This window comes from Niastella koreensis GR20-10 (assembly GCF_000246855.1).
GTDB classification, from domain to species: domain Bacteria; phylum Bacteroidota; class Bacteroidia; order Chitinophagales; family Chitinophagaceae; genus Niastella; species Niastella koreensis.
In genome coordinates this window covers 6,108,747-6,132,905 of sequence record NC_016609.1, presented here as the reverse complement: position 1 = coordinate 6,132,905, position 24,159 = coordinate 6,108,747, and the positions used below count along the sequence as shown (strand labels likewise).

Sequence of the window (24,159 nt, the reverse complement as noted above, 5' to 3'; positions counted from 1 at the left end):
CTAAACATGAATTATTGGATCAAGCAATTCCCTTTTAAAGGGACCTGGATACGTATTGCATTAACCAAACTGCTGTTGATAATTGTAATAATGGTTTCTATACCTGCCATTGGTCAGCAGGCTGCTAAAAAAGTGACTGGCAGCTTTACGGAAACCCCGCTGCAACAGGTGTTTGCCAGCATTGAACAACAAACCGGGTATGTTATAAATTATTCCAGGGAAGAAGTGAATTCGGCCACGCTTGTTACCGTTCATTTTCAACAGGCAACCATAAAAGAGGCTTTGCAGCAGGCGCTAAAAACTACCCGGTATACCTATGTTGTTGACGGCTATATTATTATTATAAAGGCAAGAGTTAAAACGCAACCTCTTAATAACAACGGAACTTTTACCGGTCAGGTGCTTGATGAAGAAAGCGGGGAGCCGGTTGTTGCCGCCACCATAAAAATAGCGGCACAGGCAACAGTTAAAGGCAGCATTGATGGTACCTTTAGTATACCTGTTCCTGCCGGTACTTATATGGCTGTAATTTCTTGCGTAGGGTACGATACCAAACAGGTGAGTGAGATAGTGGTTAACGCAAATGAGACGGTAACGCTTACGTTGACCCTGAAACGCCAAAAAGGACAATTACAGGGTGTGGTGGTTACTGCCAACGTGCGTAAGGAAAGCGTTGCCGGTTTATATGCCCGGCAAAAAAATAATGCTGCCCTTACAGATGGGATCAGTGCCGAACAGATCGCCCGCACACCGGATAAAAATATTGGCGAATCGCTCAAACGTATCAGCGGTATTTCAACCGTGGAAAATAAATACGTGGTGGTGCGAGGCCTCAGTGAGCGGTATAACGGGGCTGTACTGAACGGTCAGTTAATGCCTTCTACCGAATTGAACCGTAAAAATTTCAACTTCGACATCCTGCCCGTAAACATGGTAGATAATGTGGTAGTTATTAAAACGCTGACCCCTGACCGTGGCGCCGAATTTGGCGGTGGTTTAATTGAAGTGACCACCCTTGACATTCCAACGCATAACTTTTTAAGTATAAGTGCCGGAACCAGTATAAACGATCAAACAACCGGTAAACCATTTTTATCGTTGAAGCTGGATGGGCGCGAATACTACGGCAGCGTGGCTAAAAGCCGGCAGTTATTTGGAAAATTGAACTGGAAAACCGGTTATGATGCAGCAGCCGTTTACAATGCCAAATCAAACGACCCAACCCTGTTCACCAACGATTGGGGCATCACCTCCATGAAAGCCCCGGTTTCTCAAAACTATCAATTGTCGCTGGGGAAAGTATGGCATACCAAAGATCAAAGTGAACTGGGGTTACTGGCCGCTGGCAGTTACCGCAATACATTAAACAGGCAGAAACTCAATACCGGGCGTGATGGCTGGAGCGCTGCCAGTGACGGCGGTGGTGCCGCCCAGGAAAACCTGTTCGGGGCAGACGCCAGAAACTATGATTTTTCTACCAATATAGCAGGTATGCTGGGATTGGGCTATCGCAACCAGCACCAGCTCATCAGTTTTCAATCTTTGTTCATACGTACTTTGAACCAGCAACTGGCACTTGTATACGATGGAACAACTGACGGCGGTAATCAGTGGGGTATGTATGACAATACCACGCAAACCACCTTACTGCAAAATCAGTTGAAAGGGGAATATAAGATCGGAACAAAGGGAATAAAGATCAACTGGCTGGGCAGCTACACCTGGCTTGAAAAGCAACGCCCCGATAACCACCAGTTGGTGGTACCGCTGGTAAACAAGGGCGCATTGAACCCTGACAGTAACAATGTAACCATCAATGGTGCTGGTTCTACCTTATTCAACGGCGCCTTGCGGTGGTGGTCAAGAGCTGTGGAAAAGAATTATAACTGGAATGCTTCGGTGCAGGTGCCCTTTACCGTGGCAGGCACCCGCCAGTTGTTTAAAGGCGGTTATGCCGGCTGGAGTAAAGACCGGAAGTTCTTTGTGCTGAATGCTTCTAGCCTTATCAATGCCAAAGGTTACCAGATACCGCTTACCAGCGCTTTTAGCCCAGAATACCTGAAATCGATCTCGTTTGAAAAGTTTGGCGACAGTATGCATAAAATTGCTAACCTGCACGCACTATATGGGATGTTAGACAATAAACTGACAACCAAACTGAGACTGGTATGGGGGCTGCGGGCTGAATATTACAATATTGGAAAAGTAAATGGCAATATCGATAAACTGGAGAAAACATCCGGCAAAGATTATTCCTCTTTCCGCAACCGCGAAAAGAGCTGGCAGTTGTTTCCTTCGGCTAACCTAACATACAGCCTTAACCCAAAAATGAATTTACGCCTGGCCTACGCCAGGTCCATCATACGCCCCGACCTGCGGGAACTGTCTTATTTTGATGAGTATGACTATGAGTTGGGTGGCGAGTACATCAGCGGTCTGGTACGTTCCACCATACTGCATCACTACGATTTCCGGTACGAATGGTATCCTGCTGCAGGTGATATCATTTCTTTTTCAGCCTTCTTTAAAAAGCTGGATTACCCAATGGAAATTTATAAATACGCAACCAACCGGCTTTACTCTTTAAAGAATGCCAAGGAAGCGCAGAATTACGGTATAGAAATGGAGGCCAGGAAATCGCTGGCGTTTACAGGTATTCCCATTGTGAAATACGTTACGCTGTACGGAAACTTTGCGTATATGGACAGCCGCGTAAAAACGATGGACCTGACCTATGATAATACCAACGCCAACAAACCTGCCCTTATAGAAGTGGTGCATGAGTGGGAAAAAAGACCACAGGTTGGCGCCAGCAACTATACCTACAACGCCGGGTTTTTCTTTGATTATAAGTTCCTTTCTGCCAGCCTTGTTTACAATGCGGTTGCTAACCGCCTGTTCAGGGTTATTGAACGCAGCGGCAATACCAGTACAGCAGCACAATCATTGTATGAGCAACCGGTAAAAAGCCTGGATGCACAGCTGGCAGCCCGGTTTTTAAAACAGCAGTTGGAAGTAAAGCTGAATGCCGGTAACCTGCTTAATAGTTTTTATATCGTTTACGCAAACCGCGAAACGCCCGATGATAAAGGCAACCTGACCAATAAGCAAGCCCGTTACCAAAAGGATACCGATCTGGTGGATTATAAGCTGGCCGCCGGGCGCACATTTGGTGTAACTGTTTCATATACCTTAAAATAAATTCTGTTCACTATAATCAGGTATTTATTTTTTAATCATTAAACATTTTCTGATGAAAAGAAAGAACATCCTTTTTGGAACACTGGCAGTAGCTGCTGTCACTGTTGGAATGATCGGCTGTAAAAAGGGCATCAACAATGCCGACAAGAGCCATTCTTTAACTGCAGGCGTAACCGCCACCTGCGATTGCAGCATTAATCCTGCTACTGGCGGCGACAGTGTAATTTCCGGACAAATTACCACCGACCTGACCCTTTCTAATACAAAGGTGTATCAACTGAGCGGGCTGGTATTTGTTACCGGTAACCACGTGCTCACTATTCAGCCAGGTGCCAGAATTGAAGGCCTGAAAGGTTCTGGCGGCAATGCTGGCGGTGGATTGATCATTACCCGCGGTTCAAGATTGGAAGCCGTAGGTACGCCTTCCTGCCCGATCGTGTTTACATCTGCCGATCCAAATCCACAGTCTGGCGACTGGGCTGGCGTTATCCTGTTAGGAAATGCACCTACCAACAATTACCCTGCTTTTGTAGAGGGTATCAACAACACCAGCTATCCTAACATTGACCTGGTGTATGGCAACAGCACCCCAGTAGCAAACGACAATTCAGGTACCCTGAAATTTGTTCGTATTGAATATGGTGGTTATGCATTGAGCCTTAACAATGAGATCAACGGTCTTACCCTTGCTGGTGTGGGCAGCGGTACTACTATTGATTATGTAGAAGTTTTCAAAGCCAATGACGATGCATTTGAGTTCTTTGGCGGTACTGTTAACGCTTCTCATATCATTGCAGTGGATGCCCTGGATGATATGTTTGACACTGACAACGGCTACAGTGGCACCATCAGCTATGCATTAGGTATGTCTGACGTTAACCGTCCTGACCAAAGCCAGTCTAACGGTTTGGAAAGTGATAACGATGGAACCGGCAGCACTAACCAGCCGTTCACCAACCCATCTTACAATTACCTGACCATTATTGGTGTACCTGGTGCCACTATCGCTTCTACTACTACCGGTGGTCCTTCTGGTACAGGTAAATACGGTCGTGCTGCTCATTTAAGAAGAGGCGCCCGTTTCCACATCGACAACGCTATTTTCATGGGCTTCAACTATGGCGTTTCGCTCGACGGTCAGTTGGGTAACCCCACTACCCCAGATGCGTATTTTGCTGATATTTCAAGCATTACCAATTCATTCGCAGCTGCATTTGGTACTGCTAATACGCCTGGAGTTGGGCCTTTTTCTCAGGAATCAAATGGAACAGCGGCTACGGGTGCTGGTTTCAGCACTTCAACTGCCGTTTTACTCAAAGCCCGCAATGCTGGCAACACAGATTATCTCAGCAGCAATGCCAATATTATTGGCCTGGTAGATCCATTTAACCGTGGTGGCGGTAATGGCGCAGCCAATTTTATGCCTGATCCTGCAATTTCCGATGCAGTAGACGCCGGTGCCTTCCCTGGAGGTAATGACTGGACTAATGTAGACGGTTGCTGGAACTGGACAAGATATCAATAGGAATATTTTGTTACATTATAGGCGCCTCCCTGCGGGGAGGTGCCTTTTTAAAATTTTAACTGTTATATGCAACCTAAAAACGTAAGCTATCTTTTATTGACTGCCTGTTTAATATCAGGCATAAGCGCTTGCAGGAAAGGCAATTTTCCCCCTGAACAATACCAAAGCCTGTTAACCGTAGTTTCAAGCCCGTTGAGCGACCAGCAACTGGAAGTTCGTTTTGATGGCCTGTCGGGCGATAGTCTTATTAAGGCCGGCGGCATGCTGAAAAAAGAATATTTGTTGAACGCGTGGGATACAGCATCCGGCAAAGAGACCAGAATTAGTATTTACAAAGCCGGTACCGGCCAATTGGTGTCAGATACCAGCGTCTATGTGGCAAAGAACAGCAGCAGAACACTGAAAGTCATTTATAGCAATGCGCTGGGGTTAAAAGGATTTTTAAGTGATGTGAGTGTGCCCCGTGACTCCATTAAATTGCAAATGCGTTTTGCAGACAATACCGCTGCCAAAAAATACCCTAAGCTTCAATTGCTGTTTAACCAGTACCAGGCAGCAGCACCCAACTATAATACTGCAGATAATATCAACCTTCAATATACATTGGATACCATGCAACTGACCCCCGCATTTATGATACCCTCCCGCAATAAAAACGGCGACAGTTCCTACCTGGTGGTTCGTTTTGTTGATCCTGTTTCAGGCGCTACCCTAAAAAAATCTTCAACAGTCACCATTTTCCCAACAGGTGTACGCACCGCGGTAGGTAACGACTGGTATGGCGGCGATTATGGCATTGTTACGCTTACCGTTCTGGATGGAACAAGTGCTGCCTTTATTAAATGTACTACCACATACAGTAAATTGTAGCAGCTCAAAGAATAAGGAAACAAGAAAAACTAATATAAATCAACAACCCATGGAATCTGAAGGTGGCGCAGCAATGCGCCATTTTCTTTTACAAGATATGAGTCGTGTCGGTTACAGTAATCCAAACTTACATGTATGGTTTCATTTCATCTTCAATATTCTGTCTTAGCGCCATTAACTTTTTGGCGTAATTCTCCATCTCAATAGCTGCCGGTGTTTCAGGGATCCATTTGGGAACAGGTACTGTTTTACCATGATCATCCACTGCCGCAAAGACCATCACACAGTGGGTGGTCTTTATTCTGTCCTGACGGCGCGGGTTACCTGCCTGTACATTGATGGCGATATGCATACTGGAGGTTCCGGTATAAATAACAGTAGCGGTAATTTCCACCATATCGCCGATGGAGATGGGTTTGAAGAAACGGATGCCACCCACATAAACTGTCACGCAATATTGTCCGCTCCAGTTGGCGGCACAGGCATAACCAGCCTGGTCAATCCATTTCATTACAGCCCCTCCATGTACTTTCCCGCCAAAGTTGACGTCTGAGGGTTCGGCGAGAAAGCGAAGCGTTACGGTATTGCTGATAGCATCGATCATATAGTATATCAGATTTTGGCTGGTAAAATAATAACTTTTTGGTCTCTTTTGAAATCAAATCTCCTGTAACGACTCCCATAGGGAAGAAAAATTTATAATACCCGCGTTGGAAGTCAAAACAGGAAACCTGCAAATCACAAATTGCTTTTCTGCTATTTGTTTGCCATATTCACGAATACGAAGCCTGTTCAGCCGGCCCATCTTTTTATAATCATTCTCTACCCGCACCAGGTCAATCAGGTTGTTTTTTAAATGAAAGCGGTAATTGCTGTTATTTTTTGTGGCCACCACCTCTGCCGGCTCACTGGTAGTTACTGTAAATCCATTCTCCGCCAATGCTTCAGTTACCTTTCTTACAAAACAAGCGCCCGTATCAGCCTGATAAGACTTGTTATGCGTGAGTATTTTTGCCTGGATCTGATTTACAAAACCTGTCAGCAATGTAACAGATGTCTGGATATTGCCATTTATCGCTACAAATGGCGCGCAGGTGTTAATTATCGTGCTGTAATTGTAATCGGCTACCGTGAGATATTTATTAAGCAGGTTGAGGTCTGCCGTAATTCTTGAAAACAGCGAGTGGGGGATGATGATGGTGTAGCCATCGGTACAATATTTCTTGCATTCCCTGACCAGCATTTCCAGTTGTTGGTACAGGTCGCTGTCAGCTACTCCATACTTTCCATAGGCGCCATTGAACTGCATCAACGTATTTTCTACCGACACAAACGCATGGGTAAGGCCAGCCGGCTTTTGCTGGTATGTCAGATCAGGGTAATCGGGCTCACCTAATGCTGCGTTATCATGCAGGTACATCATGAACGGATCAATGAAAACACTTTCCAGTTGTTTATACTTGTCGCCATCAGCCGGTAGTTCCAGGGCCTCGTTTTTCAGTAAGTCAAAATAAGCAGCGGAAAGGCCGACCAGGTATTTTTCTATTGGCGGCATCAATATGTTCAGGATCTCCACAAACGAAGATGGTTGCTCACCCTTGCAAACGTGTGGGATCAGTAACAAAGTGGTATTAAGAAAAGACCTTCTTGCTGCAAAATAGTTCATGGCGTCACCCATGGTCTCCTGAAAAGATGCACACATCGCAACCAGGGTGTAGAAACGCTCACTGACTGCCGGGGAATATTTCTCCTGTACCTGTTGCCGGATGTTCTGCAGGGTAGTTTTGCTTTGCTCGTTTGTAGTATCCAGCGCCATGGATGTGTACTCAAAAAAGTTTACATCCAGCTCATCTGCAAACACCCATTGTTCACTAAGGCCACGAAGCAGTTCAAAACAATGATTGTACAGGGCTGTTGGTTCATAACCGGCCAACACCTTCAGGAAACTTTGTAGTTGATTGTCTATTGCTATCTGTTCTTTATTAGAAGGCAGTGCGGATAACCCGGGAAGATTCATATGATAGGGTAATTTCCAGAAAAATACATAAATATTGTTATTTCCCGGTCATGCTAATGAGCTTTGTCCATTGCTTTCACGTGATTGATGAATTGCCTGGGTACCATCATCCATATAAGCTGCCGGTGCAAGCTGTATTTACGGATCTTTTTATAAATGGGATGTAATAACGAAACAAACCGGGTGCGCCCCAGTCCGAGTAATTTGTTAACATGACTGGATACCAGCATCCGCTGAATGTCGAGCAGTAAAAAATAACGGAAAGAACCGAGGTGCTTTTTGTATTGCCGAAAAAGGTCCTCCGTAAATGAGCTTTTTATAAGGTTGCAGGTGAGCTGTTGGTCATACACTTTTTTCCAGTCGCGGTAATTGGCAGGAAGGTCCCGGATATGCATATGGTGACCAATTCGGGCAAAGGTTTGTACAATCTCATCTTTCTCTTCACCTGTTAGTGGCCTTTCCAATAATTCAAAAGCGGCCATCGAATAATAGATCAACATGTACAACACATCCTGGTAACCATCATTGGTTATTTTATAGCCACGGGCCTGTTCAATATGCTGGTGTACGGAGTTTATTTTGTCAATGGAAGCTATCGCTTCTTTTTCTTCTCTAAAAATAATATACTGAGCGTATTTTACTGTAGAGAACAAACGGCCTATAGGATCATCCGGGAGTTTGCCGGTGAAATATAGCCAGTCAACCTGTTTATTTAATGCAAAGTCGGCGGATGCGCCGGCAAATATGAAAAGGGTAATATCTGTCGTGCTCCATATTTTTTTTACAATAGATGTATCATCCACAAATGTCTTCATCACGAATATTATTTACGCGATTGCTTTTTCCAGTTGCTTTATCTTCATACGGCATATTAATAACGGGATCAGGCCAATAATTCCGAACGAACAGTCAATTAATTGCCAATAAACAGGGATATGCCTGATAGGTCCCGCAATAAAGGCAAGCGGAATAACAGCCAGGCAGGCGATGCAGCCGAACTCGATTATCCAGATGTTTTTTACAGGGTCATTAATGGGGCCAATGAACGCGATGGCAATTACGATATGGGCAAAGGCCAGCCAGTCGTAACCATAAGCCAGATAAGGGTATTGTTCATTGGTACTCTTAATTGCCTGGTAACAGGTATGTAACCATTTACTGAGGGAAGAATGCTGCGCAGGCATCCATGAGTAGACCCAGCCCAGTTCGGTCTCTACGGGGAAGGCGGTAATGCCGCTCAGGAGAAGGGACACGATAAAAAAGATGATCCATGCCCTTATTTCCTTTCTTAGTTGGGAGGCGTTTGGCATAAAAAGCACTTTGTAATACAAAGTAAGTAAAGATATTTCATACTTTCAAGATCGTTGACAAGTTTGTAAAAACAAAACCCGCCCCGATATTATCGGGGCGGGTTTCTTGTTGCCCGACCTGGATTCGAACCAAGACAAACTGAACCAAAATCAGTTGTACTACCATTATACTATCGGGCAGCCTTTGGTCCCTTTTGTAAAGGGAGTGCAAAAGTAGGGGCTTTTGTTATTTCTCCCAAATGAAAGTGGCATAAATTCTTTATTTTTCGGAAGAAATTTTTTCACGAGCTTCTGATTTGAAACCAATTACCTTATCAACATAAAGTCACATGGGAACATTAAATCGTCGCTTTTTTTTACAAACCCTTAAAGCCCTCTCGGCCGGTACGGCTTTGTCGGCCTTCACCCAACCCGCCTGGAGTCACAATTTGCACCGGGCGCTGGCAGGCGCCAGCGATAAATTACCAGACCAACTGGCTTCTGATGAGGATTTCTGGCATTTTATTCAGCAGTCCTACACGGTAGACCCTTCCATCATCAATTTAAACAATGGTGGGGTGGCGCCTTCGCCCATCCCGGTGCAGGATGCCATGAAACGCAATTTCGACCAGGTAAACGAGGCGCCCAGCTATTACATGTGGCGCATTATGGACCAGGGCCGTGAACCTCTGCGCCGTAACCTGGCCCGCCTCGCCGGCTGCGATCCCGAAGAAATTGCCATTCAACGCAATGCGTCGGAGGCGCTGGAAACCGTCATTTTTGGCCTGTCCCTGAAAGCAGGCGATGAGGTGGTGCTGGCCAAACAGGATTATCCCAATATGATCAATGCCTGGAAGCAGCGGGAACAACGGGACGGTATTAAGCTGGTGTGGGTAGACCTGCCTTTACCCAGTGAAAACCCCGATCAGCTGGTAAAGATCTATACCCAGGCCTTTACGCCCCAAACCAAAGTAGTGCACCTGACGCATGTAATTAACTGGAACGGACAAATAATGCCTGTGCGCAAAATTGCCGATGCCGCTTATTTGCGCCACATTGAAGTAGTGGTGGATGGCGCCCACAGCCTGGCGCAATTTCAATTTAATGTGAGTGACCTGGGGGCCGATTATTTTGGCAGCAGTTTGCACAAATGGCTCAGCGCCTGTATTGGGGTGGGGGTGTTGTATGTAAAAAAAGAAAAGATCAAAAACCTGTACCCTTTGTTTGCGGCGCCCGATCCGAAAGTGGATGACATTCGCAAATTTGAATACCTGGGTACCCGTCCTTTTTTTATAGAACAGGCAGTAGGTAAAGCCATTGAGTTTTATGACATGATTGGCGGGGAACGAAAGGAGCAGCGATTGTTCTACCTGAAAAATTACTGGATGAACAAGGTGAAGGATATTCCAAACATTGTATTAAACACCTCCATGAAACCTGGTTTTGGCTGCGCCATTGGGCTGGTGCATTATAATGTACCGGATTTCAGACCCGGCGAACTTGAGATTCATTTATGGAACAAATATAGAATTCACACCACCAACGTTAACCAGGAAAACCTCAAAGGAGTGCGTGTAACTCCCAACGTATATACTACTATCAAACAGCTGGATGTGCTGGTGGAGGGGATAAATGATTTTGTGGAGAACTGGAAGAGGACAAAAGCGAAGTAGGATGTAAGAAGCAGGAAGTAAGAAAAGCGAACCTGTCGTATTGCTTACTTCCTGCTTGTTTACTTATAATCAAATTAGTTGACTTTTACCAGATAAACGTTCTTTTTACCCTTATTCACGAGAATGTACTTGTCATGAAGCAGGCAAGAAGGATCAACCTGTAAAGCGACGTCTTCTACCTTTTTACGGTTGATGCTTACGCCGCCACCCTGTACGGTTTTGCGAGCCTCGCCTTTACTGGGGAAGATCTTTGTTTCGGCCAGGAACGATACCACGTCAATGCCTGCCTGTATTTTCGCCATTTCGTAATCGAATTTGGCTACGCCGTTTATGCCTTCCAGGTCGGCAAGTGTGAGCGATTCGGCCGGCGCGTCCTTCTGCTCATACACTTTTTTTGTTTCATCCAACGCCTCCTGCAATCCTGCTTCACCATGTACAAACAGGGTTATTTCTTTAGCCAGCGTTTTTTGCAACAACCAGGCACCAGGATCTTTTTGATGTTCTTCAATTAATTTTTCTACGGTTTCCTGAGGCAGGAACGTAAATATTTTTATCCATTTTTCTGCATCGATATCGGCTGCACGGAGCCAGAACTGATAGAAGTCGAGCACGGAAGTTTTTTCTTTAGACAACCAGATATTCCCTTTCTCACTTTTACCGAATTTGGTGCCATCGGCCTTGGTAAGCAGCGGACAGGTAAGCGCAAAAGCTTCCCCGCCGGCCTTGCGGCGAATGAATTCCGTACCTGTAGTGATGTTGCCCCATTGGTCGCTGCCACCCATTTGCAGTTTACACTTTTTATGCTGGTACAACCAGTAAAAATCGTAGCCCTGCATTAACTGGTACGCGAACTCGGTGTAGCTGATGCCGGAGTCGCCCTCAATACGTTTTCTTACACTATCCTTGGCCATCATATAGTTGACCGTGATATGTTTACCTGCATCGCGCAGGAACTGGATGAACGAGATGTCTTTAAACCAATCGTAGTTATTGGCCATTTCAGCCGCGTTGGATTTGGTTGTGTCGAAATCGAGGAACTTCATCAGTTGATTCCTGATGCCATCCAGGTTCTTTTGCAGCTGTTCTTCACTTAAAAAGTTCCTTTCTTCGCTTTTACCGGAAGGGTCGCCGATCATGCCGGTGGCGCCACCTACCAGGGCAATGGGCTTGTGACCAGCCCGTTGCATGTGTACCAGCAACAAGATAGGTACGAGGCTCCCAACATGAAGACTATCCGAAGTTGGGTCGAAACCGATATAGCCGGTGGTCATTTCTTTGTTCAACTGATCTTCAGTTCCGGGCATAATATCCTGTATCATACCCCGCCATTTTAGTTCTGCTACCAGGTTCATATTATATTGACATTAAACGGGTAATAAATTGTTTTCGCATTGCCAACCCAATGGTTTTACTTTGCATATTCCTACATATTTCGCCGGTAATTTGTACATGGATGTATGTAGTAAATCAATGATTTATGCAAATGTAAGGATTACCGGAACTTTGGCTGAAAGATGCAATATTTTAATTGTAAAATCGTTTGTTTATATTGGCCCCGACCCTGTTTAAAAGCGGCTCTTTGCCAACACAATTAAAGTTCACTTTGCCAACGGGTGCAGCCAATATCCTAAAGAAATAGTCTAATCAATAAGTTGCTTATTTCGAAAATTGGATCAATGAAAAGGACCCGTTTTTACGTTACCCTGTCTGTGTTATTGCTACAGCAGTTTTCCTATGCACAATTCCGTAAATATTCCAATGAGTTTTTGAATATTGGGGCAGGTGCCCGTGGCCTGGCTATGGCCAGTGCGCAGGTGGCTTCGGTTAGCGATGGAACAGCAGGATACTGGAATCCTGCCGGATTGGTAAATGTGAAGGACAATCCTCAGATAAATTTAATGCATGCCGAATACTTTGCCGGAATTGGTAAATACGATTACGGCAGTGTGGCCATCCCGTTAAAGGATAATAAAAGGGTAATGGCGCTGTCGATATTACGGTTTGCCGTAGATGATATTCCCAATACCGTTTTCCTGGTTGAACCCGATGGTTCCATTAATTTCAGCAATATCACCACTTTTTCTTCCGCCGACTATGCCTTCCTGTTTTCACTGGCGCAAAACATAAAAACAACCGGTAATACGAAGATCAGCGGGGGCGTGAACGCCAAGATCATTCACCGCAAGGCCGGCGATATGGCTACTGCCTGGGGCTTTGGTTTTGATGCGGGCTTACAGATCGTAAACCCAAAATGGAAAATAGGCATCATGGCCCGGGATGTAACCACTACCTTTAATGCCTGGTCGTACAGCCTGCCCGAAAAAATGCGAGAAGTGTTTTACTATACCGGCAACGATATTCCCAGTAAATCAACCGAATTAACCGCCCCTAAACTGATTGTGGGCGGCAGTTATAATTTTAAACTGAATAAGAACCTGAACCTGTTGACGGAAGCCAACTTCGACCTCACGTTTGATGGCCGTCGTAATACCGTAATCAGTTCAAATGTGGTAAGTCTTGACCCCAAACTGGGGCTGGAAGCTTCCTGGAGAAATGTGTTCTTTGTACGGGCCGGGATCAATAATTTTCAACGGGCCCTGGATGATAACGACATCACCAACACGAAGAAGGTATGGATCTATCAACCTGCAGTGGGCGCCGGCTTCAGACTTTCCAATGTGCTGATAGACTATGCCTTTACCAACCTCGCCAATCAATCGAATCCGTTATATACCCATGTGTTTTCGCTAAAAGTGGACCTGGTTAAAAAGGGAAACAAAAAGTAAACGACCCTATTGAAAGGAATCTGAAACTTGTATAACTATGAGGAAGATTTTAACCCTGTTACTGCTGGTGGCAGGTTTTGCTGCTTCGAGCCAGCAGTATAATAATGAATGGATCAACTACTCCCAAACCTATTACAAAATCAGGCTAAAAGCAGATGGAGTATACCGTATTCCCCGGTCGTTGCTCGATAACCTGGGTATTGGTAATGCTCCCGTGCAGAACCTGGAACTGTGGCGCAATGGGGAGAAAATTCATTTCTACCCGTCCGTTTCAAGCGGTACCCTGCCGGCAGGCGGCTATCTGGAGTTTTGGGGTGAACACAATGACGGCAAACCCGATAAAGACCTGTACAGAGACCCCACCTTTCAACACACTACTTACTACAGTTTGCAATCCGACACGGCCACTTATTTTTTAAGTGTGAACAACAGTGGTGCTTCGGGTTTCATGTATACAAGTGTAAATAATAATGTGGCCGGCAATTCATTGCCGGCCGAGCCCTATTTTATGTATACGAAGGGCTATTATTTTTTTAATACAATGCCTAACCAGGGTGAAGCCGCGCTGGTAAACGTATACATTTATTCGGCGAGTTACGATAAAGGTGAATTTTTTACCAGTAGTGATATTGGCCCCGGGGCGTCTATTTCCCAGCCCCTCACGGGTTTAAATGTGTATCCCAGCGGCCCGCAGGCTTCTTTAAAATTTGGCGCCGTGGGCAATGCCTATAATCCGCGTAATATAAGGGTGCAGGTAAACGGGGTTACGATAAAGGATACGACCATGGAATTGTTTAACGACCTGGTTTCCACAAACCCGGTAGATAACAATTCAATAGCCGGTGGAACGGCAACCGTAACATTTACCAATACAGGTAATTATCCCAATGACCGGATGGATGTTTCATTTTTTGAACTAAACTATCCGCGTACGTTCACTCTGGGCGGGGAATCTAATTTCAAGTTCTCCTTACCTGCCAAACCAGCCGGGTATTATTTACAGATAGATAATTTTAATCACAGCAACGTGCCCCCGGTATTGTATGATACCAGGAGCGGGGAGCGGTATCTGGGTGATTTAAATGGCAGTACCGTACGGTTTGCCCTCCCGGGTTCTGCCACCGACCGGCAACTGATACTGGTAAGCGAGGCGCCCGGAAACATTACTACGGTAACCAGCGCCACCACCCGCAAGTTCCGTGATTACAGCCTGCCGGCTAACCAGGCACAATACCTTATTATCAGCAACCAGATCCTGTATACCGGTTCAAATGGCAACAACCCGGTGATGGATTATAAAACCTATCGCGAGTCTGCAGATGGAGGTGGTTACAAAGCAAATATTTATGAAGTAGACGACCTGGTTGATCAGTTTGCTTTTGGCATTAACAAGCATCCGCTTTCTATTCGCAACTTTATCCGGTGGGCCCGCAAGAACTTTAAAACCCCCGTACAATATATCTTTCTGATTGGTAAAGGTGTTGAATATAATGAGTACCAGCGTGGCGACCGCAACCCTGCCAGCTACCCAATCAACGAGGTGCTGAACCTGGTGCCCACCTTTGGCGCCCCGGGATCGGATAATTTGCTGAGCGCGGAAGACCTGACCGTACCGGTACCCGCCACGCCCATAGGCCGGTTGTCGGTTGTAATGGGATCGGAAATTGAAGACTATCTGCAAAAGGTAAAAGAATACGAATCGGCGCTGAAGAATTCCCCCAATACCATTGCCGGCCGCGAATGGATGAAGAACGTGGTGCATGTGACCGGTTCGAGCGATGCGTTTTTAGGTACTATCCTGTGTAACTACATGGACATTTACCAACGGGTTATTGCCGATACCCTATATGGTGGTAATGTGGACCTTTTTTGTAAAACCTCTAACAATCCCAAAGAACAGACCTCGGCTGCCAGATTATCGGCTATGTTTGAGAACGGGATCAGTATTCTAAACTATTTTGGCCACTCTTCGGCCACCACCCTTGAATTTAATATTGATAACCCGCAGAACTATAATAACCAGGGTAAATACCCGGTGTTCTTTGTGAACGGTTGTTATGCCGGTAATTTCTTTACGTATTATCCCTCGCGTTTTATATCAAACGAAACCCTGTCTGAAAAATTTGTGCTGGCTAAAGAGCGCGGGTGTATTGCTTTTGTGGCCAGTACCCACTATGGAGTTGTACAGTACCTGAATGTGTATTTAGATTATTTGTACGCGAGCATCGGGGGACAGGGATATGACAGTACCCTGGGTAAGATCATGCAGATCGGGTTTAAAAACATGATAAATGGAACGGGGGCTTATGACTTTTATGCGCGTTTGCATGCGGAAGAAATGACCCTGCATGGCGACCCCGGTATAAAGTTGTATGGACAGGCCAAACCTGATTATGTTATTGAAGATCCGCTTATAACCATCAGCCCGACATTTATTTCACTGGCCGAAAGCACGTACAAACTGAAAGTGAAAGTGGAAAACCTGGGCAAAGCGGTGTCAGACTCTATAGTGCTGGAAGTAAAACAACAGTACCCCAATGGAACAATCGGCACCATTTACCGTCAGAAAATACCTGGTACCCGTTTTGCCGATTCCCTGCAATTCGATGTGCCGATCGTAGCTACCCGCGATAAGGGGCAAAACAAGATCATTGTAACCATCGACGCAGATAATGCGGTGAATGAAATCTCTGAAAGTAATAACCGGGCCTCCAAAGACTTCTACATTTATGAGGAAGAGGCCAGACCTGCGTTCCCTTATAATTATGCCATCATCAGCAATCCAACCCAGAAGTTATATGCTTCTACAGCCAACCCTTTAACGGCGCTGCAGAATTATGTGATGGAAATAGATACCACGGCCATGTTCAACTCGCCCTTAAAGGTGAGCAAATCTACCTCAACCATTGGTGGGGTAATGGAATTTACTTCTAACCTCACTTACATGGATACTACCGTTTATTACTGGCGGGTAGCGCCTTTGGCAACAAATGGCACCCCGTTAAACTGGTCAGTAAGCTCGTTTATGTACAAGCCTGGCAGCGAAGGATATAATATGTCCCATATTTACCAGCATTTTGGTTCAACTACTGAACGTTTGGTGCTTGACTCCAGCTCGCAAACCTGGAAGTTCAACACCACCCTTAATACGATTTTCGTGACCAACTGTCTTTATCCGAGCCAGAATTGTTCGCAGGATGGGGACTTCAAGGTGTCGGTAAATAATGCTGATGTAGGAATGAGCGCCTGCGTGGGGCACTCGCTCGCCTTTACGGTGCTCGACAGCGTGTCGCTGGAGCCCTGGCGGAATGTGGATGCAAATGGAGTTTCCCTGTTCCGGTATGGCAGTGGTGCTGCAGACTGTAAACCTACGAGGAATACCAATTTTGAGTTCTCCTACATGACTTCGGCCTCACGGAAAAAGATCATGGACTTCATGAACATTATTCCAAACGGCAGTTTTGTAGTCATCCGCAGTTTTGACGCAGATGCGGTAAACGGGATAGCCTCTACCTGGGCGGCTGATACAACCCTGTATGGTACGCACGAATCTTTATACCATTATTTGCTCAACGCCGGTTTTGTTGATATCGATTCGCTCAACACGCCACGGGCCTGGGATATGATCTATCAGAAAGGTCCCAGTTCAACTTTTGTTCCCCTATTCAAATATGCCCCCCATCATGACGATATCGTCCGTATAAACACGGATGTAATTTCAACCGATACGCTGGGGTATATCCGTTCGCCGAAATTCGGTCCGGCCCGGGCCTGGAAGCGGATGGAATGGAATGGTTTCTCACAGGATAACCCTTCAACAGATGATGCTTCAATAGACGTTATAGGTACAGGGTATGATGGTGTTGAAACGGTGTTGGCAACGGTTGACAAGAACACGCATTCATACGATCTGTCTACGGTGGATACCCGGTTCTACCCATATATTACGCTGAAAATGACGAACCACGATAGGATCAACCTTACGCCTTACCAGTTGAAATACTGGCGCGTATACTTCGATCCTATTCCTGAGGGCGCCATTGCACCCAATATCTACATCGTTTCAAGAGACACGATGAACCTGGGTGAAAAAATGCACTTCGGGGTTGGTTTCAAAAACATCAGCTATACGAATTTCGATAGTATGGTGGTGAAGGTTACCATCACCGACCAGAACAACGTGGCCCACATCCTTCCTTTAGGGAAGTTTAAACCCATCATCGTAGGGGATACCATCAAGATCGATTTCGACATCGATTCTCATGGTTATCCCGGCAGCAACGTATTGAACGTGGATGTGAACCCCGATAACAGTCAGCCCGAGGCCAGCCACTTCAATAACTTTATATTCAAGAACTTCTATGTAAGGGTAGACAATACGCCGCCGGTGCTGGATGTTACCTTCGATGGAGTGCACATCCTGAACAAGGACATCGTTTCGGCCAAACCGCATATACAGATCAAGATCAAGGACGAAAGCACGTATATGCTGCTGAAAGATACCAGCATCAGTACGGTGCAGATCAGGAATATATCTAACGGAATTATAAGGACCTATCATTTCGATAACGATACGTTGCGGTTCATTCCGGCTACCAGCGGGGAAAACAATACGGCTACTATAGAATTTACACCGCAGTTCACCACCCAGGTTAACCCCGAGGGCGACGATTATGAACTGATAGTAGTGGCCAAGGATGAAAGCGGCAACCAGTCGGGCAACATTGCCTACCGCGTGGGCTTCAGGGTAATCACCAAGGCAATGATCTCGAACCTGCTGAATTACCCGAACCCATTCAGTACGTCAACCGCCTTTGTGTTTACGTTAACGGGTAGCGAAATACCACAGAACCTGCGGATCCAGATATTGACGGTAACCGGTAAAATTGTAAGGGAGATCACCACCAATGAACTGGGACCATTGCATATTGGTAGAAACATTACCGAATTTAAATGGGATGGAAGAGACCAATATGGCGATAAACTCGCAAACGGGGTATACCTGTACCGGGTTGTAACTTCGCTGAACGGTAAGTCGATGGATAAATACAAAGCTGCAGACGACAATACCGACAAGTTCTTTAATAATGGCTATGGAAAAATGTACCTGATGCGGTAAGATCCAACGCTGAACATAAAGTAAAAAGCCCTGACGATACTGTCGGGGCTTTTTACTTTTTATGAGTTGAACATTTCTTTATAAGTGGTTTTGGTGCTTTCGTCCCACTGGTAATACCCAAAGAGTTTTTGGGTTACCCCACGGCCAAAGAAGTTTTCGAAGGACTTGTATAACACCACATCGTATTTGCGGTGGTAGTTGATCCAGCATTTATTGCAATTGCGGCTGTGTTCTTTTTGCTGTTCTACGGTAGCGGCGGAGTTGATGATGGCGTCGAGCGAGGCGGTATGGATGTTACCCAGTTTGAGATCGAGGTTCTGGCAAATGGGCACATCGCCATTGGGTAATACAATGATGCTGTCGAAAATACTGAAGCAACGCAACTGGGTTTTCTGCTGGCGCCAGTTGTTGTACAACACCATGAAATCGTAATTCTCTTTAAACTCTTTTATGATCGAGGGTATCTTTGTAGTAATGTCTTCCAGCTTTTTTTCATAGCTATCGGACGTGGCGGAAGCGTTCTCTTTTAATTTCCGGGTTGCCTGCAGGGTCAACGCCTCTTCTTCTTTTTTGGTACCGATATCGGTGGTATGGGCCTGGTCGATGGTATCGAAGAAGGCAATGTTATTGTAGATGCCCACCCGCATATCTACGTTATTTTGTTTACATACTTCCGCCACATGTTTCATGTCCGCAAAGTCGTTGTAGGGCGAAAGGGTGAACATGACCGAAATGGGCACCACGTCTTTTAACTCGCGGATTACCTGCAGCACATTATCGTACCCGTCTTTCCCGCGCATATTCAGGTAGCTTTCTTTGTCGCCATCCAGCGAGATCCATAATCTTTTGGGTGGAAATTTTTTGACTGCCTCGATCAGTTTGGCCGGTTTAAGGCAATTGCTCAGCAGGTCGAATTTGGGGTGGTGTTTAGTGAACCATTCCAGGATCTCCAGGGCCTGGGGGTGCAGCATAAATTCACCGCCTTCTAACCCAATGGTGGTTTGGGAGGTAATGCATTTGTTGTTGCTTACCAGCTCAAAGATCTTTTCCTTGGGCAGGTAAACAACGGGGCGTTTGGTCCAGATGAGACAATGTTTGCAGGCGCTGTCGCACAGGTCGGTAGCATAGATCATCAGGTTGGATAAACGCTTGTGATGCGGGAATGCCTGGTTCCGCAAAAATGTCATCCCCCGGTTATAGTAGTCTGCAAAAGTATACATCTGGTTTTTCAGGTATTTACGATAATGGCCTGGGCCAAAAATACAATAGTTTTCCGGGATCGCCGGGCGATTTGCCCTTTACGGGTGCGGGTATATTAAAACGCCGGATTGCCCGGGTGGGTAGTAGATCAACAGATCGGTTTTGGGTGAATAGGGGATCTTATTATTGTTATAGTCTATGAGCAGGCTGTCTGTTCCGGTTGATTGAAACGACAGGCCGGTAGCTGAAGGTTGCGTGCCGGTACGCAGGGTATCGGGGATCATTACAAAAGTTCTGGCGGCAGTTACCACAATGGCGCTGTCGAACCGGATGTCGGGCCGCATCCAGCGTACCGCCTGCGGATAGCCCATGCGGTAGATCATGGCGCCTTTATAATTGGCCGGCAGGTTAAGTGCAATGATGTTTTTTATAGGGGAAGGCGGATTAACGTTGTTGATGATGCTTTTGGCAATGCGGGAAGCATGCTGGTAATTGTGTGCTAATAAAGCAAGCATGCCGGCAAATACAATAAAAACAACAGCTATGATCCCGGTCCTGAGTCGGGCAGACAATTCATACAGCAATAAAGCCAGCAGGATCAGCAGAAAAACCGAGGGCAGGTATAAATAGCGTTCGCCTTCGGTGCCATGGGTGTCGGTGCCAAAAGTAACAACAGGCAAATAGGTGATACAAAGGAAACAGGCAGTGAGTATATGCAGGATGGTAACCGCTTTCTTTTTGATGCAATAAACAATCAGTATGGTTAGTAAGCCGGCGGCTATGGCAAAACCAATCATGAATAACGCAGTGCTCTGTGCAGGCGGCGCTATGGTGCGCGCAAAAAGCCTGAACAGGTTGCCCAGCAGGGCAACGGGATTCATACTATGCCCTTCCACATCATAATCGGTGAACACGCGCCTCAGCAACAGGGAGCGGATGGTTACAAACAGCCCAAACACCAGCCAGTACGGGACAACGGAACCAATGGCAGCGGGCCAGCTTTTTTTATACTGATACCTGTTTGCTATGGCCAGGATGGTAATAACCAATGGCAGGGTCCAGGAGATTTCGTAGGTAAACAGCGCCGGAATAAAAAATAAAACAGACAACGCATATTGGCGCCAGCCTTTAGCCGTGATGAAAAATAAAAGCGACAGGAGGTAAAAAAAAGTAGCGATCATGGAAATGCGCCCTATCACCCATAACAGGGGCTCGCTGTGAAAGGGATAAATAAAAAACAAACAGCCTATCAAAAAAGGCGCCTGTTGATATTTATCCGGTGTGCTGTACTTCTTTAATAAGGCGCGAGTGAGTGCAACTACTAAAAAGGTATCTGCTATATGCAGTAACAACGACGTAATGTGAAAACCCAACGGATGATTGCCATACAACCACACCTCTGCTGCAGTTACCATATTGGCAACAGGCCTGAAGAAAGAGAAATGTACCCAAATGGTTTGGGTGCTTAATGGAATATGTACAAAATCATCGGTAAGAAAGTACAGGTCCCAGGGCCGGGTTACCACGATAACATAAATGAGCAGCAGGGTAGCAATAATAAATTTATACCGGGTATATGATGGCGGGTTGTTCATGGTTTGGTAACGTCGGGTACAAGATCGGAAAATTTCTTCTTTTTCAACAGGTAATACTGGTATACGATGGAGCCTTTGTATACGCCCTGGCATTTGCGCAACGCTTTTTTTGGCGTGCGTTCTTTTTGGGTGAACAGGGCCCATTTCCAGTAATGGAAAGTTGCTTTTATTATGCTGCCCGCATGCGCAAAGCGGCCGATAAACAGCAGGTGAAAAAAAGCTATTTTATTCAACGCAAAACGTGCCGGTAAAACGGTAATGGCTGAAAGCCACGGCAGGTTGCGATGCAGCATTACATAGTTGTTCCGGAAAATATAATACATCCGGTCGGCAGGCTGATCAGTTAGCCGGGTGGTTTCGCGGTGGTACACCACTGATTTCGGACAGGCATATACTTTAAAACCCAGGGTTTGGGCGCGCCAGCAAAGATCTACTTCTTCTGAATACATAAAGAAATAACCATAGAAGCCCTGCAGCGCGGTAAAAACGAAGGCTTTTATAATAAGACAGGCGCCGCTTGCCCAGAAGATGTGCTCGTTTTGATCGTACTGGCCATTGTCGGGTTCCTGATAGTCGAACAACCGGCCACGCGTAAAAGTAAAACCCAGGGCATCGATAAATCCACCCGCGCCACCGGCATATTCAAACCGGTTTCTATTGGTGCCGGAAAGGATCTTTGGCTGACAAATCCCAATGCCGGCATCAGCTTCCATCAACTCAATAACCGGTTGCAGAAAATGCGGGGTCACTTCCACATCTGTGTTCAGTAATACAAAATAGTCGGCCATGATGTGGGCCAGCCCGGCATTGTAACCGGCGGCATAACCCAGGTTCTCCTTGTTGCAAATGATGTGAACAGCAGGATAGTTTGCTTTAACGAAGGCCAGTGAATCGTCGGTTGAACCGTTGTCGATTATATAAATTGCTTTATTGGGATAGCTGCATTGCTGAACAAAACCCAGGTTCTGTTCGAGGTAATTTTTACCATTATAGTTTAACAGTACGATGGCTACCTGTGGCATTTGCATGACCAATTAAAAGTAGTGGTTTTTGATTTTGTACAAATCGAACAGGATCCTGAACACCTGATGATAGCGCAGTTTGGAATCTTCTTTTTCCGTCCAGCTGCCGACGGGGATCTCCACTACCGAGGTTTTAAACTGTTCGGCGCCGTATTTCTTTTTATGTCTTGCCAGCAGCTCCACATCGAATAACCATTTGCTTAAGAACCGGTCCCGGAACAGATCGGTGGCGGCAGATTGCGTAAACAGTTTGGCGCCACATTGGGTATCGTACACAGCTTCGTCCAACACCTTGCAAATAAAGGTGGCAATGATGCGGCTGAACCAGTGACGCAGCAGGTTTCTTTTTATGTTCCTCCCCAGCATTTGCACGCGGGCGCCCATGGCTATTTTAATGGGTGAGTGGTTGGCAATGGCATTTTGTAATGAAAGAAATTCGGTTAATGGGGCGGAGAGATCTGCATCAACAAAACCTATGTAGGTGAACTCGTAAGTTTCAAGGGCATATTGCATACCGTTTCGCACGGCTTCGGCCTTGCCCAGGTTGGTAGGGTAGGTATGGAAGTCGAGATTGGGGGCGTGTGGCAGCATTTTCTTTATCAGGTCTTCAGTTGTATCGGTGCTGCCATCATTCACAAATACCAGTAAATAATCGGGATGCTGCCGGGCGAAGTCGAGATAATCGGCCGAGCTGATGCGCAGCGCTTCGTTAAAGCAGGGGATTATTAATATGGTAGTGTATTGTTGCTTCAAAGTTGATCTGTTGTTAACGCCTTATGGCCGGCCTTGTTGCATGGGTGCGGTCACCATTTTTTTAACTGCTCCAGCAATTCATAGGTGGCCACCAGGGAGCTCAGCTCACCGCGCTGGTCTTTTTTATTATTTTCTGCCAGGTGCAGGAAGTGTTTTATTTCGGGATAAAAGCCCTGGATAACCAGGCTGTTGCTGGCTTCGGCCGGTATAAAGTCCCGGTTGTTCAGGTAAACCTTTTGAACCGCGAGGCGCTGCAGCACTTTTTCTATTGGCATGCCCAGGATGCGTGCAGGCTTTTCCCATACGCTTAGCTGGTTGGGGTGCTGTATTTGCACCAGTCCACGCAGGCCATTTACTTCCAGGGTTTCAATGGCTTCGTTCCAGGTATACTGGGTGCTTAATTCTACCATGCCCTGAACGCCATTTGTATGTTGAATAAGCAACTGATAAGTGACGCCGTTGCCGGTTTTCTTTTGTACCTGCAGGCTATGTGAGGGCCCAAACAGCTGTACCAGGTTATCGATGGGATGAATGAATAATTCAATCAATGCATCACCTTCGGGATAGGGGCCCGTGCAATAGCGATAGGTATAGCTGGATGCATCTTTCAACAACCCGTGTTTGTTTAGTAACAGGTTGATGGTGGAGGAGCGCCGTTGCAGTGCTACCAGGCACACATTGTCTTTTTGCAGCGGCACCAATGATTGTAATTCGGCCAGGGAATAACAAGCCGGTTTTTCAATAAACACGTGCTTGCCGGCCTGCAGCGCCTTTTGTAACAAGGCATAATGCTGTGAGGGATGCGAACAAATGAAAATGCCTTTTACCTGGTCGTTCTCCATGATATCGCTGAGGCGACCGGTACCCGTGGCGCCGGGAAAACGCACGGCCAGTTTTTGGGCATGCTCCACATGGCGGCTATAAATATACTTCAGGGGTACCTGCAGGTTCTCCAGACAGGGATACAGGTTGCTGAGGCTGTGGCTGCCAACCCCAATGAATGCATACTGCAAACGGTACCTGTTTAAAGCGTTTAAATAGGACTGTTTGCGAAGCGCCTTGTATTTGTCTATCCAGCTGGTAAATGGCATATGACCGGAAAAGTACTT

16 protein-coding genes and 1 tRNA gene are annotated in these 24,159 nt (G+C 46.1%); 6 read left to right on the top strand and 11 right to left on the bottom strand.

Translation table 11 applies throughout. The annotated features are described in order from the left end of the window. The first annotated feature begins 6 nt into the window (after window positions 1-6). The 3 genes from NIAKO_RS24365 to NIAKO_RS24355 all read left to right on the top strand — a co-directional run bounded on the left by NIAKO_RS24365 (window position 7) and on the right by NIAKO_RS24355 (window position 5,596). Window positions 7-3,201 carry a TonB-dependent receptor gene (locus tag NIAKO_RS24365; protein WP_014221114.1) on the top strand — a complete coding sequence of 1,065 codons (3,195 nt, stop codon included), beginning with the start codon at window positions 7-9 and terminating at the stop codon, window positions 3,199-3,201. Window positions 3,202-3,253: 52 nt separating this feature from the next. Continuing rightward, window positions 3,254-4,726 (top strand): hypothetical protein, encoded by a 1,473-nt coding sequence (locus NIAKO_RS24360; RefSeq protein WP_014221113.1) that lies wholly within the window; start codon window positions 3,254-3,256, stop codon window positions 4,724-4,726. 66 nt (window positions 4,727-4,792) lie between these two features. After that, on the top strand, window positions 4,793-5,596 hold the full coding sequence (locus NIAKO_RS24355) for a hypothetical protein (RefSeq protein ID WP_014221112.1): 804 nt from the start codon (window positions 4,793-4,795) through the stop codon (window positions 5,594-5,596). Window positions 5,597-5,723: 127 nt separating this feature from the next. On the opposite strand, the gene NIAKO_RS24350 is transcribed toward NIAKO_RS24355, so the two are convergent. From NIAKO_RS24350 to NIAKO_RS24330, 5 genes are all read right to left on the bottom strand, one after another. Next, window positions 5,724-6,200 (bottom strand): acyl-CoA thioesterase, encoded by a 477-nt coding sequence (locus NIAKO_RS24350; protein ID WP_014221111.1) that lies wholly within the window; start codon window positions 6,198-6,200, stop codon window positions 5,724-5,726. Between the two features lie 54 nt (window positions 6,201-6,254). Beyond that, on the bottom strand, window positions 6,255-7,613 hold the full coding sequence (locus tag NIAKO_RS24345; RefSeq protein ID WP_014221110.1) for a hypothetical protein: 1,359 nt from the start codon (window positions 7,611-7,613) through the stop codon (window positions 6,255-6,257). Between the two features lie 53 nt (window positions 7,614-7,666). Continuing rightward, on the bottom strand, window positions 7,667-8,428 hold the full coding sequence (locus NIAKO_RS24340) for an oxygenase MpaB family protein (RefSeq protein ID WP_014221109.1): 762 nt from the start codon (window positions 8,426-8,428) through the stop codon (window positions 7,667-7,669). A 12-nt stretch (window positions 8,429-8,440) separates the two neighbouring features. Continuing rightward, window positions 8,441-8,923: a hypothetical protein gene (locus tag NIAKO_RS24335; RefSeq protein ID WP_014221108.1), complete on the bottom strand. Its 483-nt coding sequence runs from the start codon at window positions 8,921-8,923 to the stop codon at window positions 8,441-8,443. Between the two features lie 109 nt (window positions 8,924-9,032). Next, window positions 9,033-9,103, bottom strand: a tRNA-Gln gene (locus NIAKO_RS24330). Between the two features lie 149 nt (window positions 9,104-9,252). On the opposite strand from NIAKO_RS24330, the gene NIAKO_RS24325 reads away from it, so the two are divergent. Continuing rightward, window positions 9,253-10,575, top strand: a complete 1,323-nt coding sequence (locus tag NIAKO_RS24325) for an aminotransferase class V-fold PLP-dependent enzyme (protein ID WP_014221107.1) — start codon at window positions 9,253-9,255, stop codon at window positions 10,573-10,575. A gap of 74 nt (window positions 10,576-10,649) precedes the next feature. Here NIAKO_RS24325 and tyrS read toward each other — a convergent pair whose 3' ends face one another. Then, on the bottom strand, window positions 10,650-11,927 hold the full coding sequence (tyrS, locus tag NIAKO_RS24320) for a tyrosine--tRNA ligase (RefSeq protein ID WP_014221106.1): 1,278 nt from the start codon (window positions 11,925-11,927) through the stop codon (window positions 10,650-10,652). A gap of 324 nt (window positions 11,928-12,251) precedes the next feature. On the opposite strand from tyrS, the gene NIAKO_RS24310 reads away from it, so the two are divergent. Beyond that, entirely contained in the window at window positions 12,252-13,361 is a 1,110-nt protein-coding gene (locus NIAKO_RS24310; RefSeq protein WP_014221105.1) for a putative type IX sorting system protein PorV2, read from the top strand. A gap of 37 nt (window positions 13,362-13,398) precedes the next feature. Further along, complete coding sequence (gene porU2, locus NIAKO_RS24305; RefSeq protein ID WP_014221104.1) at window positions 13,399-18,480, top strand: putative type IX secretion system sortase PorU2; 5,082 nt, start codon at window positions 13,399-13,401, stop codon at window positions 18,478-18,480. A gap of 59 nt (window positions 18,481-18,539) precedes the next feature. On the opposite strand, the gene NIAKO_RS24300 is transcribed toward porU2, so the two are convergent. The 5 genes from NIAKO_RS24300 to NIAKO_RS24280 form a co-directional block, all read right to left on the bottom strand. Then, on the bottom strand, window positions 18,540-19,700 hold the full coding sequence (locus tag NIAKO_RS24300) for a radical SAM/SPASM domain-containing protein (protein WP_014221103.1): 1,161 nt from the start codon (window positions 19,698-19,700) through the stop codon (window positions 18,540-18,542). 78 nt (window positions 19,701-19,778) lie between these two features. Further along, window positions 19,779-21,275, bottom strand: a complete 1,497-nt coding sequence (locus tag NIAKO_RS24295; protein WP_014221102.1) for a hypothetical protein — start codon at window positions 21,273-21,275, stop codon at window positions 19,779-19,781. After that, window positions 21,272-22,297 (bottom strand): glycosyltransferase family 2 protein, encoded by a 1,026-nt coding sequence (locus NIAKO_RS24290; RefSeq protein WP_014221101.1) that lies wholly within the window; start codon window positions 22,295-22,297, stop codon window positions 21,272-21,274. The genes NIAKO_RS24295 and NIAKO_RS24290 overlap by 4 nt, the downstream gene beginning before the upstream one ends. A gap of 12 nt (window positions 22,298-22,309) precedes the next feature. Then, a complete protein-coding gene (locus NIAKO_RS24285) occupies window positions 22,310-23,050 on the bottom strand; it encodes a glycosyltransferase (RefSeq protein WP_014221100.1) in 741 nt (246 codons plus the stop codon). Between the two features lie 50 nt (window positions 23,051-23,100). Beyond that, window positions 23,101-24,141, bottom strand: a complete 1,041-nt coding sequence (locus NIAKO_RS24280) for a Gfo/Idh/MocA family protein (RefSeq protein ID WP_014221099.1) — start codon at window positions 24,139-24,141, stop codon at window positions 23,101-23,103. Between the last annotated feature and the right edge of the window lie 18 nt (window positions 24,142-24,159).